14 protein-coding genes and 1 pseudogene are annotated in these 13,900 nt (G+C 69.7%); 8 read left to right on the top strand and 7 right to left on the bottom strand.

Going from position 1 to position 13,900, the window contains the following annotated elements; translation table 11 throughout:
* Positions 1 to 5: 5 nt before the first annotated feature.
* Positions 6 to 905: an SGNH/GDSL hydrolase family protein gene (locus OHB13_RS09800; RefSeq protein WP_328376784.1), complete on the bottom strand. Its 900-nt coding sequence runs from the start codon at positions 903 to 905 to the stop codon at positions 6 to 8.
* Between the two features lie 288 nt (positions 906 to 1,193).
* Between OHB13_RS09800 and OHB13_RS09795 the strand changes: the two genes are divergently transcribed.
* Both OHB13_RS09795 and OHB13_RS09790 read left to right on the top strand, forming a co-directional pair.
* A complete protein-coding gene (locus tag OHB13_RS09795) occupies positions 1,194 to 1,688 on the top strand; it encodes a DUF3145 domain-containing protein (protein ID WP_164260465.1) in 495 nt (164 codons plus the stop codon).
* A 45-nt stretch (positions 1,689 to 1,733) separates the two neighbouring features.
* Entirely contained in the window at positions 1,734 to 2,609 is an 876-nt protein-coding gene (locus tag OHB13_RS09790; RefSeq protein ID WP_328376783.1) for an NAD(P)-dependent oxidoreductase, read from the top strand.
* Between the two features lie 103 nt (positions 2,610 to 2,712).
* Here the strand turns inward: OHB13_RS09790 and fabF are convergent, their stop codons facing one another.
* From fabF to OHB13_RS09765, 5 genes are all read right to left on the bottom strand, one after another.
* Positions 2,713 to 3,975, bottom strand: coding sequence for a beta-ketoacyl-ACP synthase II (gene fabF, locus OHB13_RS09785; protein ID WP_328376782.1), 1,263 nt, complete (start codon positions 3,973 to 3,975; stop codon positions 2,713 to 2,715).
* A gap of 75 nt (positions 3,976 to 4,050) precedes the next feature.
* The gene (locus tag OHB13_RS09780; RefSeq protein WP_266857402.1) at positions 4,051 to 4,299 is read right to left on the bottom strand and encodes an acyl carrier protein; all 249 of its coding nucleotides are present in this window, start codon (positions 4,297 to 4,299) and stop codon (positions 4,051 to 4,053) included.
* Positions 4,300 to 4,380: 81 nt separating this feature from the next.
* The gene (locus tag OHB13_RS09775) at positions 4,381 to 5,385 is read right to left on the bottom strand and encodes a ketoacyl-ACP synthase III (RefSeq protein WP_266857404.1); all 1,005 of its coding nucleotides are present in this window, start codon (positions 5,383 to 5,385) and stop codon (positions 4,381 to 4,383) included.
* A gap of 15 nt (positions 5,386 to 5,400) precedes the next feature.
* Positions 5,401 to 6,339 carry an ACP S-malonyltransferase gene (locus OHB13_RS09770; RefSeq protein ID WP_266857406.1) on the bottom strand — a complete coding sequence of 313 codons (939 nt, stop codon included), beginning with the start codon at positions 6,337 to 6,339 and terminating at the stop codon, positions 5,401 to 5,403.
* A gap of 89 nt (positions 6,340 to 6,428) precedes the next feature.
* Positions 6,429 to 7,628: a PucR family transcriptional regulator gene (locus OHB13_RS09765; RefSeq protein WP_266857408.1), complete on the bottom strand. Its 1,200-nt coding sequence runs from the start codon at positions 7,626 to 7,628 to the stop codon at positions 6,429 to 6,431.
* A 62-nt stretch (positions 7,629 to 7,690) separates the two neighbouring features.
* On the opposite strand from OHB13_RS09765, the gene OHB13_RS09760 reads away from it, so the two are divergent.
* Complete coding sequence (locus OHB13_RS09760; RefSeq protein ID WP_328380257.1) at positions 7,691 to 8,347, top strand: pirin family protein; 657 nt, start codon at positions 7,691 to 7,693, stop codon at positions 8,345 to 8,347.
* Between the two features lie 73 nt (positions 8,348 to 8,420).
* Here the strand turns inward: OHB13_RS09760 and OHB13_RS09755 are convergent.
* Positions 8,421 to 8,828 (bottom strand): annotated as a pseudogene (locus OHB13_RS09755) (GNAT family N-acetyltransferase); the annotation flags it as partial.
* Positions 8,829 to 9,390: 562 nt separating this feature from the next.
* On the opposite strand from OHB13_RS09755, the gene OHB13_RS09750 reads away from it, so the two are divergent.
* The 5 genes from OHB13_RS09750 (at position 9,391) to queC (ending at position 13,895) form a co-directional block, all read left to right on the top strand.
* Positions 9,391 to 10,062, top strand: coding sequence for an HAD family hydrolase (locus OHB13_RS09750; protein WP_266857414.1), 672 nt, complete (start codon positions 9,391 to 9,393; stop codon positions 10,060 to 10,062).
* A gap of 55 nt (positions 10,063 to 10,117) precedes the next feature.
* Positions 10,118 to 10,333, top strand: coding sequence for an ATP-binding protein (locus OHB13_RS09745; RefSeq protein WP_406348735.1), 216 nt, complete (start codon positions 10,118 to 10,120; stop codon positions 10,331 to 10,333).
* Between the two features lie 758 nt (positions 10,334 to 11,091).
* Positions 11,092 to 11,985, top strand: a complete 894-nt coding sequence (locus OHB13_RS09735; RefSeq protein WP_328376781.1) for a class I SAM-dependent methyltransferase — start codon at positions 11,092 to 11,094, stop codon at positions 11,983 to 11,985.
* Positions 11,982 to 13,091: a glycosyltransferase family 4 protein gene (locus OHB13_RS09730; protein WP_266857418.1), complete on the top strand. Its 1,110-nt coding sequence runs from the start codon at positions 11,982 to 11,984 to the stop codon at positions 13,089 to 13,091. The genes OHB13_RS09735 and OHB13_RS09730 overlap by 4 nt, the downstream gene beginning before the upstream one ends.
* An 81-nt stretch (positions 13,092 to 13,172) precedes the next feature.
* Entirely contained in the window at positions 13,173 to 13,895 is a 723-nt protein-coding gene (queC, locus tag OHB13_RS09725; protein WP_328376780.1) for a 7-cyano-7-deazaguanine synthase QueC, read from the top strand.
* The last annotated feature ends 5 nt before the right edge of the window (positions 13,896 to 13,900 follow it).

Below are 13,900 nucleotides of genomic sequence, written 5' to 3'. Positions count from 1 at the left end.
GGACCCTACGCCGGGGGCCGCGCGGCCGTGACGTTGCGGTACGCGATCTCCGCCAGCCGCTCCTGCCCGTTCCTGCCGGGGTGGAACCAGTCCCAGGGGCTCAGCTGCGCCCCGGTGAACCGGTATCCGAAGACCGCCCCGCCGTCGTAACGGCAGTGCGTGTCCGTGGCGCACACGTCCTTGAGGACCGTGTTGTACGCGACGACCCGCGCCTGCACGGCGTCACGCCGCTTCACCGCCGCCGGGCCCATCGCGTCGGCGTCCCGCAGCATCGAGGCGCAGATCCCCAGCTTCCAGATCTGTTTGCCCAGCGGATTGCCGCGCCCCTGCGACCACAGCCGCTTCAGGTCCGGCACGCTCGACACATAGACCTCGCTCTTGGGCAGCGCCTTGCGCAATCGTTTCAGCGACGTCGTGAACGAGGACCGGAATTCATCCACCGGTGTCATGTGCGAAACCGAGTCCCGGCAAGCGTCATTGGCACCTGCCATGATCGTCACCAGCTCGGGCCGGTGCGCCGCCGCGGCGTCGATCTGGGCCGGCACATCGGCCATCCGGGCCCCGGTCCTGGCGTCGTTCCAGCCCTTCTTCACCCCGAGCCGGGAGACCAGACTGTGCACGCGCGTGTCCGTACCGGTCGCCCAGGAGACCTTGGGACAGTCGGAGAGCACCGAACAGGCGTCGAAGCCACGGGTGATGGAATCGCCCACGGCAGCGACCGAACCGGGCGACCTGTCCCAGGCCGGGGCGGGTGTCGCACCGCGGTGCGCCTGCGCATGTTTCGCGCCACTGTCGGAAGAGTCACAGCCGGCCAGCGCGCCGAGCGGGAGGACGAGCACCGCAGTCAGCGCCGCGACAGCGGTGCGGCCGTGGCGGCTCCGGGCGGATTCCGGCTTCCTCTGCACCCTCTGGACCCTCCAAGTGGCTGACGCACGCGTCCTGCCGAGTGAAAGCTGTGTGTTCAACGGGGCCGGGACCGACCGTACGTCACACGAGGCAGGCCGCCGCGCGGTAGTTTTTCCCCGTCGAGCCAGTGGCAACTTCGCCACCCGCGGCTCCGGTAAATTACATCACGTCACATACTGTCCCATTTCAGGAGATTAACTCCCGATGCTGTTTACTGTTGTACCCCGGGGCAGAACGGGCGAGAGGCCGCTGGGGAAGGCGAACCTCGAACCGCACTGGAGGTCCCGGTGACGACACGTGGAGTTCTGTACCTGCACTCCGCACCGCGCGCGCTGTGCCCGCACGTCGAGTGGGCCGTGGCGGGTGTTCTCGGTGCGCGGGTCAACCTCGACTGGATCAGGCAGCCCGCCTCCCCCGGCACCTGGAGATCCGAGTTCTCCTGGAAGGGCGGCACGGGCACCGCGTCGCAACTCGCCTCCGCGTTGCGTGGCTGGAATCTGCTGCGCTTCGAAGTGACGTCGGAGCCCTGCCCGTCGGCCGAGGGAGAGCGCTACAGCGCCACGCCCGAGCTGGGCATCTTCCACGCCGTCACCGGAATCCACGGCGACATCCTGATCCCCGAGGACCGGCTGCGGGCCGCACTGGCCCGTTCGCTGGGCGGCGAGAGCGATCTGGAGGCCGAGATCGCACGACTGCTAGGCAAGCCGTGGGACGACGAACTGGAGCCCTTCAGATACGCGGGCGAGGGCGCGCCGGTGCGCTGGCTGCACCAGGTCGTGTAGCGCCGGCTCCGGACGGAAGGCCCTGATCCGCTTTACGGTGGGGCCATGGCTGACAACACCTCAGTAGCTGTCCTCGGTACGGGGATCATGGGCGCCGCGATGGCCCGCAACCTCTGCCACGCCGGGCTCGACGTCCGCGTCTGGAACCGGACCCGCTCCAAGGCCGAGCCCCTCGCCGACGTGGGCGCCCGCGTCACCGGCACACCGGGTGAGGCCGTCGAGGGCGCGGACGCGATCATCACCATGGTGTACGACGGCCCGGCGGCCCTCGAAGCGATGACCGCGGCCGGACCCTCGCTGAGCGCCGGGGCGGTCTGGCTGCAGTCCACCACCGCCGGCACCGAGGGGCTCCTCCCGCTCGCCGCGCTGGCCAGGCAGCACGGGCTGGTCTTCGTGGACGCTCCGGTACTCGGCACCAAGGCCCCGGCGGAGAGCGGGCAGCTCACGGTCCTGGTGGCCGGCCCCGACTCCGTACGCGACGATGTGGCACCCGTCCTGGACGCCATCGGCTCCCGTACGGTCTGGGTCGGGAACGACGGCACGACGGGAGCGGCCACCCGCCTCAAACTGGTCTGCAACAGTTGGGTGCTGACCCTCACCCACGGCACGGCCGAAGCACTCGCGCTGGCGGCCGGCCTCGGCGTGGACCCCGCCGGTTTCCTGGCCGCGGTCGGCGGCGGTTCGCTCGACTGCGGCTATCTGCACCTCAAGGCACAGACGATCCTCACCGAGGACTACACCCCGAGCTTCTCGGTCACCACCGCGGCGAAGGACGCCCGGCTGATCGTCGAGGCGGGACGTGCGGCGGGTGTGCGGCTGGACGTGGCCGCCGCGGGCGCCGAACGGTTCCGCAGGGCCGGGGCGCTGGGGCACGGCGACGACGACATGGCCGCGTCGTACTTCGCGAGCTTCGAGGCCTGAGGCGGAGCCCGCACCGCGCAAACCCGCACCACACAGGCCCGCCCCTCCCGGACGGGGGAGGGGCGGGCCTGCGTGGTGTGTGCGGAGTGCTGCGCGCCGGTGATCAGACCGAGCGGAACGCCAGCATCACATTGTGACCGCCGAACCCGAACGAGTTGTTGACCGCGGAGATCGAACCCTGCGGCAGCGTCCGCGGCTTGTCCCGCACGATGTCCGCGTCGACCTCCTCGTCGAGGTCGACGATGTTGATGGTCGGCGGAGCGGTGCGGTGGTACAGCGCGAGCACCGTGGCGACGGTCTCGATACCGCCGGCGCCGCCGAGCAGGTGCCCGGTCATCGACTTCGTCGCGGAGATCGCGACGTGGTCGAGGTCGTCGCCCAGCACCTGGCGGAGCGCCTTGATCTCGGCGACGTCACCCTGGGGGGTCGACGTGGCGTGCGCGTTGACGTGCACGACCTCCGAGGGCTTCAGGTCGGTGGTCTCCAGCATGTGCCGCAGCGCCGCGGCGATACCGCGGCCGGTCGGCTCCGGCTGCGCGATGTGGTGGGCGTCCGACGACAGGCCCTGGCCCACGAGCTCGCAGTAGACCTTGGCGCCGCGCGCGGCGGCGTGCTCGGCCGACTCCAGGACCACGATGCCTGCGCCCTCACCGAGTACGAAGCCGTCACGGCCCTTGTCGTACGGGCGGGAGGCACCCTCGGGGTCGTCGTTGTTCTTGGACATCGCCATCATGTTGGCGAAGGCCGCGATGGGCAGCGGGTGGATGGTCGCCTCGGTGCCACCGGCGACGACGACGTCGGCACGGCCGGAGCGGATCATCTCGGCCGCGTAGCCGACCGCCTCGGCGCCGGACGCGCACGCGCTGACCAGCGCGTGGACACCCGCCTGTGCGCCGAGTTCGAGCCCGACGTTGGCGGACGGGCCGTTCGGCATGAGCATGGGGACGGTGTGCGGGGAGACGCGGCGTACGCCCTTCTCCTTGAGCACGTCGTACTGGTCGAGCAGGGTGGTGATGCCACCGATACCGGAAGCGACGACCGCGCCGAGGCGCTCGGGGCGGATGGCGTCGTCCTCGCCGGCCTTCGCGGTGAAGCCCGCGTCGGACCAGGCCTCACGGGCCGCGATCACCGCGAACTGGGCCGAGCGGTCCAGCTTGCGGGCGAGGGGGCGCGCAAGGACCTCGCTCGGGTCGACAGCCACCGGGGCGGCGATGCGGACCGGGAGCTCGGCGAAGCGCTCGCCGGTGAGCGGCTTGACACCGGAACGGCCTGCGAGCAGACCGTCCCAGGTCGATGCGCTGTCGCCACCCAGCGGTGTGGTTGCGCCGATACCGGTGACGACCACGGTGCGATTGGTCGGGCTCACTGGAATTTCTTCTCCACGTGTAGAGGGATCTGAATCACGGCGCCACCGCCGGGTGGCGTCAGCCGCGGGCCTGGGTCAGGCCTGGTGCTTCGAGATGTAATCGGCAGCGTCGCCGACGGTCTTGAGGTTCTTGACGTCGTCGTCCGGGATCTTCACGTCGAAGCGCTCTTCGGCGGCGACGACGACCTCGACCATGGACAGCGAGTCGACGTCCAGGTCGTCGGTGAAGGACTTGTCCAGCTGGACGTCCTCGACCGGGATACCGGCGATCTCGTTGACGATCTCGGCGAGACCGGTGACGATCTCTTCCTGGGTGGCGGCCATGTTGGCGCTCCTTCGATGTGTAGCGGTGTGTGTCGGGGACTGCTCGGGGTGTTCGAACGAACCGGATTCCTCCGGAAAGCCCTAGGGGAGGGTAACGACAGTCGCGGCGTAGACGAGACCCGCCCCGAAGCCGATGACCAGCGCGGTGTCGCCGCTCTTCGCCTGACCGGTCGCCAGGAGCCGCTCCATCGCGAGCGGAATCGAGGCTGCGGAGGTGTTGCCGGTGGTCTCGACGTCACGGGCGACCATGACGTGCTCCGGCAGCTTGAGGGTCTTCACCATCGAGTCGATGATCCGCATGTTGGCCTGGTGCGGGATGAAGACGTCCAGGTCGGCCGCCTCGATACCGGCCGCGTCCAGGGCCTGCTGAGCGACCTTCGCCATCTCGAACACGGCCCAGCGGAAGACCGCCTGGCCCTCCTGCGTGATCGCGGGGAACTTCGCGCGGCCCTTGCCGTCGCGGTAGTCCGACCACGGCACGGTCTGCTTGATCGTCTCGGACTTGTCGCCCTCCGAGCCCCATACCGTGGGGCCTATGTGCGGCTCCTGGGACGGGCCGACCACGACCGCGCCCGCGCCGTCGCCGAAGAGGAAGGCCGTCGCGCGGTCCTCCAGGTCGGTGAGGTCGCTGAGCCGCTCGACGCCGATGACGAGCACGTACTCGGCGGAACCCTCGACGATCATGCCCTTGGCGAGCGTCAGCCCGTAGCCGAAGCCGGCGCAGCCCGCCGAGATGTCGAAGGCGGGCGCCTTGTCGGTGCCGAGCTTGTGGGCGATCTCGGTCGCGATGGCCGGGGTCTGCGAGAAGTGCGAGACCGTCGACACGACCACGGCGCCGATCCGGTCGGCGGTGATCCCGGCGTCGGCGATGGCCTTGCCGGAGGCCTCGATGGACATCGCGGCCACGGTCTCCTCGTCGGATGCCCAGTGGCGGGTCGCGATGCCGGAGCGGGAGCGGATCCACTCGTCGGAGGAGTCGATCGTCTCCAGGATCACCTCGTTGGGCACGACCCGGGTCGGACGGTAGCCGCCGACGCCCATGATCCGTGCGTACGGGGCGCCCTTGCTGGGCTTGATCTTCGCCATGCTCTCTCGGGCTCCTTAGGCCCCCGCCGCGTCAGCGGCAGGTGATTGGGTCTCGGCGATGAGGGCGCGAGCCGCGTCGAGGTCGTCGGGTGTCTTGAGCGCCAGCGTCCGCACGCCGGGCATGGCGCGCTTGGCGATGCCCACCAGCGTGCCGCCGGGGCAGACCTCGATGAGCGCGGTCGCGCCCAGCCTCTGAGCGGTCTCCATGCACAGATCCCAGCGGACCGGGTTCGAGACCTGGTTGACCAGCCGGGCCACGACGTCGGGGCCGGTCGTGACCACCTCGCCGTCGGCGTTCGAGAGGTACGGGACGACCGGGTCGGCGACGACCAGGTCCTGCGCCGCCTTGCCGAGTCCGGCGACCGCCGGAGCCATGTGGTGCGTGTGGAAGGCACCGGCCACCTTGAGCGGCATGACCCTGCGGACCCCGTCGGGCTTGTCGTCGACGAGCGCCGCGATCTGCTCCGCGGTGCCCGCGGCGACGATCTGTCCGGCGCCGTTCACGTTCGCCGGGGTCAGCCCGAGCTTCTCCAGGTGCGGGAGCACGACGTCCGGGTCGCCACCGAGCAGCGCGGCCATGCCGGTCTCCGTGACGGCCGCGGCCTCGGCCATGGCCAGTCCGCGGGTCCGTACGAAACCGAGGGCCGCGGCGTCGTCGAGGACGCCCGCGAAAGCAGCGGCCGTGATCTCGCCGACGCTGTGTCCTGCGACGGCACCGGGCACGAAGTCGCCCAGCGCGGAAGCGGACAGCAGACCGGCCGCGACCAGCAGCGGCTGGGCCACCGCCGTGTCGCGGATGGCGTCGGCGTCGGCCTTCGTGCCGTAGTGGGCAAGGTCGAGCCCGATGGCGTCCGACCACGCGGCGACGCGGTCGGCGGCACCGGGAAGTTCGAGCCAGGGAGTCAGGAAGCCGGGCGTCTGAGCGCCTTGGCCGGGAGCGACGAGTACGAGCACCCTCACACTCTCTCTTGTGGACGGCTCCGGACGCCCGTGGGGACAGGGACGAAGAACCGTCGGGGTAATTGTTGGTGTCCGACAAAAGTCTAGAGCTGCGTATCCCCGTCGGCCAGGCGCCCCAGGATCAGAGCGATGCGCAGAGTGAATGCGGAGCGCACGTCGGAGGGTGACCAGCCGGTGACGTCGGTCACACGTCGGAGCCGGTAACGAACGGTGTTGGGGTGCACGAAGAGCATCCTGGCCGCGCCTTCCAGGCTGCTCGCCTGTTCCAGGTAGACACTCAGCGTTTCGAGGAGGGCCGAACCCGCCTCCTCCAGAGGTCTGTAGATCTCCTCCACCAACTGCTCACGCGCCGAGGGGTCCGACGCGATGGCGCGTTCCGGCAGCAGATCGTCGGCGAGCACCGGGCGCGGCGCGTCCTGCCAGGCGTAACCGGCCTTGAGCCCGGCGGCCGCGGCCTGCGCGGACCGGGTGGCCGCGAGCAGGTCGGGCACGATCGGCCCGGCGACCACAGGACCCGCCGCGTACGGGCCGATCAGGGCCTTGGCGACCTGGAGCGGATTGTCGTTGCCGCCCGCGATGACGACGAGCCGGTTGCCGAGGACACCGGTCAGCACCTGCACCTTGGCGTGGCGCGCGGCGCGGCGGATCGCCTCGACGGTCAGTTCGCTGTCGCCCTCGGGCGCGGTGCCGAGGATCACACAGACATGGTCGGGCGAGTTCCAGCCGAGCGCGGCGGCGCGGGACACCGCGCCCTCGTCGGCCTCGCCCGACAGCACCGCGTTGACCACCAGGGACTCCAGCCGGGCGTCCCAGGCCCCGCGGGCCTCGGCGGCCTGCGCGTACACCTGGGCGGTCGCGAAGGCGATCTCCCGGGCGTAGACCAGCAGCGCCTCGCGGAGGATCGACTCGTCGCCGGGGGCGGCGACTTCCTCGATCGCGGTCTCCATGACCTCGATCGTGGTGCGCACCATCTCGACCGTCTGCCGCAGCGTGATGGCCCGGGTCAGCTCGCGCGGGGCGGTGCCGAAGACGTCGGTGGAGATCGCCTGGGGGGCCTCGGGGTGCCGGAACCACTCGGTGAACGCCGCGATGCCGGCCTGGGCGACCAGACCGATCCAGGACCGGTTCTCCGGTGGCATCGCCCGGTACCACGGCAACGTCTCGTCCATCCGGGCGATGGCGTTCGCCGAGAGCCGGCCGGAGGCCTGCTCCAGCCGCTTCAGCGTCGCGGCATGAGGATGTGCGGGAGGGGGTCCGGGTTGCGCGGAATCGGGTCGGGGCACGTGGACAAGACTGCCTTATCGGGACCCGGGTGTGGCGTGGCGGGGCTACGGTGGTCGGCGTGATGGATGTACGGCGCTCCGGCGAGCGCTACCGCGGAGGCGACCCGGAGGCCGGTATCGACTCCCGCCACGCCTTCTCGTTCGGCACCTTCTACGACCCGGACAACCTGCGTTTCGGGCCGGTCCTGGCCTGCAACGAGGAGCGGCTCGCGCCAGGCGCGGGCTTCGGTGAACACCCGCACAGCCACACCGAGATCGTCACCTGGGTGGTCGAGGGCGAGCTCACCCACCGCGACTCGACAGGCGGCGCCACGGTCGTAAGGGCCGGGGACGTCCAGCACCTCTCGTCGGCCGGCGGGGTGCGCCACGAGGAGCGCAACGAGGGCGGGGACCCGCTGGTCTTCGTACAGATGTGGCTGGCACCCCTGGAGCCGGGCGGCGAGCCCTCGTACGAGATCGTGCGCGGCATCGCGGACGCCACGCCCTACGCGGTCCCGGCAGCGGGCGGGCTGCTCTCCGTCCGCAGACCGTCCCCCGGCGAGCGCGTGGCGGTGCCGGACGCGCCGGGGGTGTACCTGCATGTCGTACGGGGGGAAGTGCGGCTGGGGGATACGGAGTTGGTGCCGGGAGATTCGGTGCGGATCGCCGGGGAGCGGGGCCTCGACCTGGTGGCGGACACGGCGGCCGAGGTGCTGCTCTGGGAGCTGGAGACGGTCTGAGGGGTGTCCCGTAACGATCTCCGCCTCGTTGCGCGGCAGGTTCGGCGATCAGCGCGGTGGCGACGCGCCGGAAGCCCAGGCGGGCATAGAGCCGGGCGACGTCATCGTCGCCTGCCGACAAGAACACGGTCTCCGCTCCTCGCGATCGGGCGTCGGCCACCAGCGCCGCGGTGACCGCGGCTGCGAGACCACGACGGCGCGCGGTGGGCAGTGTCCCGACACCGACGATCTCGCTGACCGATCCGACTGGCTGGTGCTGACCCGCGCACAACGCCGTGCTGCCTTCCACCGCCGCGGCAACCGAAGTCAGACCCGCGTCGATCCGGGTCACCACGCGTTCCACCGACCCGTCGCCCGCTCGGGCACGCACGGCCTCAGCCAGCTCGGTGACTCCCGCCGAGCCCAGATCGGTTCCGGGCTCCGCGAAAGCAAGATGCGGCACGGCCAGCGCGCTCGCCAGCGCCGGGTCGTCCGGGCCCATGGTCCGCACCCGTATTCCGCCGGACGGCGCGTCCGCGGCGGGCACCGGGGCGCCCGGGTCAAGCACCATCAAGGGGTGCTCGTGAACCACAAGTCCCGAGTCCTCGACCGGGGCCCGCAGCCCGGGTGTGGTCTCGGCGACCCACTCAAAACTCTCCGTGATCCCGAGTTCACGCTGCCGGGCGCGGACCCGATCGACAGCGGCCACGCTCACCGCGCCGGACCATCCCCGAGCCGGACGTGCGTAGAACGGCCACCCCTGACCTTCCCGCACGAACAGAGTCAGCGGCCCGAAGTCCTCGACCCGGGCACCATGACGCGGCACCGCGTCGTAGTACCGCTCAAGTCGGTCCAGCAGTACTCGCTCAGGGCGATCACCAAGCTTCACAGAAGTCACGCGGGGCATCTCAACACCGGGGCACCGGCCACCGCCATCGCATGACAACTCGCCCGCAATTCACCCGCCGTATGGTCGATCATGCACGGAACGGCACAACCGCTTACCAAGTCACTCGGGCTTGTCACGCGAACTGCCTGCTCGGAGCCGGTGGCATGATCGGCGCGTGATCAGTGAACCTGGCCGACCCGGTGCGATGAGGCATGTCCTGTTCGATGTTGATGGCACCTTGATCGATGCCGTGGACAACCAGCGCCTGGTCTGGCGAACGTGGGCGGAGCGCTACGGGCTGGACCCCGATGAGGTCTACCGGGTGGCGCTGCGGACGAGGCCGATGGAGACCTTCGCGCAGGTCGCTCCTGACCAGGATCCTCGGAACTGCCTGGCCGCTCTGCACGAGTTGGAGGACGAGGACGTCCGCTCCGGCACCTATACAGCCTTCGCCGGCGCCTCGGAGGTGCTGACTGCTCTGGCACCCGGCACCTGGGCGTTGGTGACGTCGAACTATGAGCACCGGGTGCGTGGACGTTTTGCACGGACGGGCTTGCCGGTCCCGGAGGTTGTCGTGGATGCGGCCGCTGTGGAGGAAGGCAAGCCGTCGCCGGTGCCGTATCTCCGGGCCGCCGCGCGGCTTGGTGCCCAACCGGAGAACTGTCTGGTCATCGAGGACGCCCCCTCCGGGGTGCAGTCCGGGCTGCGTGCCGGGATGACGGTGTGGGGCGTCAACACCCCCGCGATGGTGGACGGCGTGCACCGTCACTTCGGCAGTCTGCGCGAAGCGGTCCGCGACATCCTCGCCTTCGCGTCCGGTCCTGCCTCCCACGGGCACGGAGGTTGATGCGCCGGCAGATCAGCGTGCGCCGCGAACGCACGTGCCGGGGGCCGCCGGAGGCGTGCGGGTCGAGGTCGCGGACGGATGGCCCCAACTGCCCAGCGCGGCCGTCGGCGATGAACTCGACGAGGGCGGGCGGGGGTTGGTCCTGGTCGACGCCCTCACCGACAGCTGGGGCGTGGAGCCGCGTCGCGACGGGTGTGGCAAGGCGGTGTGGTTCGAGTGCCTGACCGCGAAGGCGGCAGATACGCCGGCGCGGGGGATGGCCAGGGCGTGACGTGTTACCGGGCGGAGTTGACCTCGGAACGGATCTCGTATTCGAAACCCCAGTCGTTCGGGTTCTGGAGGCCGTATCCGGCAGCACGCCCTTGAACCCCGGGTCGACCACCGAGGACACGCCGTCCGGCATCAAACGGCTACGCCGACACCTCGCCGATTGCGCAGGTAAATCGACCGCGGATTTCCCGCTGTCATCCCGCTTCCCGAACAACACCGCAGACATATTCGGTCACCCTGGTTTCTGTGGTGCGCCTTCTGCCCTGCCCATCAATACGTTGAGTTGAATATGACTCCATTCGGCCACCCGGCCGAAAAGTGGTGGCGCTCAAGCTCTGCCCATTGATTCAAGGGGCAGAGGTAATCCGCGGGTCGTGTTTGTCGACCGTGTGCCGGGGAAGATTGCCATAGTCGTCATGAGGTTTGATCTACGTCGCTCCAGGCCGGGCTGGAGACCGAAAACCGTGGCCAGCGCTGCGCTTATCGCCCAATGTTTCCAGGTATTCCGCCAACCCATAACCATGCATGGGTCGAATCCCTGTTTCGAAAAGTGTAAGAAATCGAGGGTGGGTAACTTGATTTCGTGTGGGCGCGGCCAGATTCCACTGATTCCGCTGTCAAGGCGGGAAGGTGAAACCGTGACCGGGTTCAAGCTTAGTAAGCAGCTCCATTTCTCGGCCGTCCACCGTCTCTCCGATCTGCCCGAGGGGCGTCAGTGCGGCCGAATGACCGAGCCGTCAATCTCTCAGTGAGGTTCACTTGCACACACACCACGACACCCGTCCCGATGCGTCCTGCCTGGATGCGTCTCAGGTGATCACCCACCCGTTCTGCGCCCCGGGCGACGGCATGCCGACCGAGTACCGCGGCCCCCACAGCCTCAGCCATCGCGGCTGGCTGGACTTCACCAGGCGGCTGGAGCGGCGCGAGGAGATCGCCGCCGCCTGCGCCGCCGTCGCCGGTAACAAGCGCGTACTCGATGTGGGAGGCGGCACGGGCGATCTCACCCGGGCCGTCGCCCGGCAGCTCGGGCACTGCACGACGGTCGAACCACATCTTCAGCGGGCGGAGACACTGCACGAGCGCACCGGGGCGGACGGCGGCGGGACGATCGAGATCCTGCCCGGAGCCGCCGAGTCCCTCCCGTTCGCCGACGCGTCGTTCGACGCGGTGATCGCCACCTGGGTCCTTCCGTATGTAGAGGATCTTGAACGGTCGGTGCGCGAGATGGCGCGGGTCTGCGACCGTTCCCAACCGGAGGCGAAGATCGTCCTGCTGGGCGGCGCCGCCGACAACGAGCTGGTGAGCATCCTCAACGAGACCTGCGTACCGGTGGCCGGGGAACCGCAGGACCACCAGGGGTACTTGCTGGGCTGTGCCGCCCGGGTGCTCAGCAGGCATGGCTTCGGCTGCTTCTCCCTGGGGCGCACGGAGGCGGCCGTCCATTTCCCCGAGCAGCGCGTCGAGGACCGTGTCGAGGCCGCTGCGGAGACTCTGGTCAACTTCTGGTACGAGGACCATCCGAAGGCCGCCGAGATGCGTGAGGCCGTCGCTCCGGCGATCTACCGGCACTTCACGCACCGGCCGCACGCCATCGGGGACCAGGGCCTTGTGCTCATTGCCCGCCCGAAGTGCCGGGCGGACGCCGAATGAACATCGCTTTCGTCCTCCTGACCCACGAGCCCGACGAACCCGCCGGGATCGAACGGGCTCTGGCGTCACTCGCCGATGGGCTCAGAGAACTCGGCCACCGGGTCCTGTTCGTGGCCGCCGGCCCCCCGTCCGTGTCGGACGGCCCCGACCTCGTGCGCCTGAAGACGCTCACGCTGCCGCGGCCCATGCTCGTCGACCAGGTGCTGTCTCTCCTGCCCAGTCCGCTTCCCGTCCGGCGAGAGGTCGAGAGCGTGCTGCGTGAGCAGGACATCGATCTCGTCTGCTGGGCGGACGCGGTCGCGGGCCTCGGCTGCCTCAGCCCCGCTCCGCCAGAGGTCCGTACAGCGCTGATGGTCCATTTCATGCGGACCGACGATTCGATGAAGCAGAGTCTGGGACACAAGCCCGGGGTCGTCCTGCCGGTGAGCGACTACCTCACCCGCGCCTCGGCTCGCGCCGGTGTGGACACCACCGGCTGGCGGGCCCTCCCGAACGCCGTCCCGGCCCGGAGCGACCCGCCGTCTCCTGACGTACGGGAACAGCTTCGCCGTACCGGCCCGGTGCGAACGCTGGCCAGGGCCGACCCGCAGAAAGGCATCGCCCAACTGCTGGACGCCTTCCCGGAGGAGGGGATCGGCCGACCGGTACAGATCATCCTGGCGACGGCACGGTTCGAGTTCTGGCCGGGCATGCAGGAAGACGTGCTCGATGAGTGCCGACGCCTGGCCGGTCGCCTCCCCGACGTCGAGATCCTTCCTCAGATCCCGTGGCAGGACGTGCAGGGGTTCCTGGCCGAAGCCTCCATCGCGCTGGCGCCGTCCGTCGAGCCGGAGACCTTCGGCAATGTTGCCGCTGAGGCGCTCTCGGTCGGTACGCCGGTCGTGGGATACGCACTGGGCCACCTTCCCGCCCTGGTCGGTGAGGCCGGCCGCATGGTGGACCTGGGCGACGGGCCCGGCCGGTTGTGGGCACAGGTGAGGGACCTGGTCAACGACGCTCCCGCCTACCACGCGCTGTCCCGGCAGGCCGTGTTGCAGGCCGCGGACCTCATGCCCGTTGCCGTCGCAGGAACCTTCCTGGCCCTGACGGCACCGACCGCCCCATGACCGGCCCACAGAGCACCGACACTTCCGCGCACGCCATCGACCTGTCCCGCCGCGGGGCAGAGACACATCGGAGGAACGGACATGAGCCAGACTCCTGCGAGTACCGACCCGTTCACCGCTGTCATCGTCCTGTCGGGAGGCATGGACTCGACGACCCTGACGGCGCACTACGCGGCACTGGGCTACCAGTTGATCGCCGTGACGGCCGACTATGGGCAGCGCCACCGACAGGAGATCGAATCCGCCCGCGCGGTCGCGAACCACTACGGCGCCGACCACCATGTGGTCGATCTGCGCGGCTACGGGGCACTGCTGCACGGGTCGGCTCTCACCGACGCCGACGTGGAAGTGCCTGACGGTCACTACGCCGAGGACTCCATGCGCTCGACGGTGGTGCCCAACCGAAACGCCGTCCTGGCCAACGTCGCCGTAGGAGTGGGTGTGGCCAACAGGGCGGCCACCGTTGCCCTGGGCATGCACGCAGGCGACCACTTCGTCTATCCGGACTGCCGACCGGCCTTCGTCGATGCCTTGCGCAGCCTGGTGGACGTGGCCAACGAAGGGTTCCCGACGCCGCGGGTCGAGGCGCCCTTCCTCGCCTGGTCCAAGGCGGACATCGCAACGCACGGGGCCCGCCTGAACGCGCCGCTGGACCTGAGCTGGTCCTGCTACAAAGGCGGTGAAACACACTGCGGTACGTGCGGCACCTGCTACGAGCGGCGTGAAGCATTCCGCGACGCCGGAGTGGAGGACCCGACCGCATATGTGGACAGCGTGACCGAATTCACGGCGCCACGCTCCTGAGCGCA

It is taken from the genome of Streptomyces sp. NBC_00440 (assembly GCF_036014215.1).
Taxonomy (GTDB): Bacteria; Actinomycetota; Actinomycetes; order Streptomycetales; family Streptomycetaceae; genus Streptomyces.
Note: the sequence above shows the minus strand (reverse complement) of the source record. Positions and strands in the feature narration are given on the sequence as shown.

Excerpts from the sequence above, each read along its gene's own strand:
- OHB13_RS09790 (WP_328376783.1), top strand. The coding sequence starts at position 1,734 with ATGGCTGACAACACCTCAGTAGCTGTCCTCGGTACGGGGATCATGGGC.
- queC (WP_328376780.1), top strand. The coding sequence starts at position 13,173 with ATGAGCCAGACTCCTGCGAGTACCGACCCGTTCACCGCTGTCATCGTC.
- OHB13_RS09775 (WP_266857404.1), bottom strand. The coding sequence starts at position 5,385 with ATGGCGAAGATCAAGCCCAGCAAGGGCGCCCCGTACGCACGGATCATG.
- OHB13_RS09730 (WP_266857418.1), top strand. The coding sequence starts at position 11,982 with ATGAACATCGCTTTCGTCCTCCTGACCCACGAGCCCGACGAACCCGCC.
- OHB13_RS09780 (WP_266857402.1), bottom strand. The coding sequence starts at position 4,299 with ATGGCCGCCACCCAGGAAGAGATCGTCACCGGTCTCGCCGAGATCGTC.
- OHB13_RS09760 (WP_328380257.1), top strand. The coding sequence starts at position 7,691 with ATGGATGTACGGCGCTCCGGCGAGCGCTACCGCGGAGGCGACCCGGAG.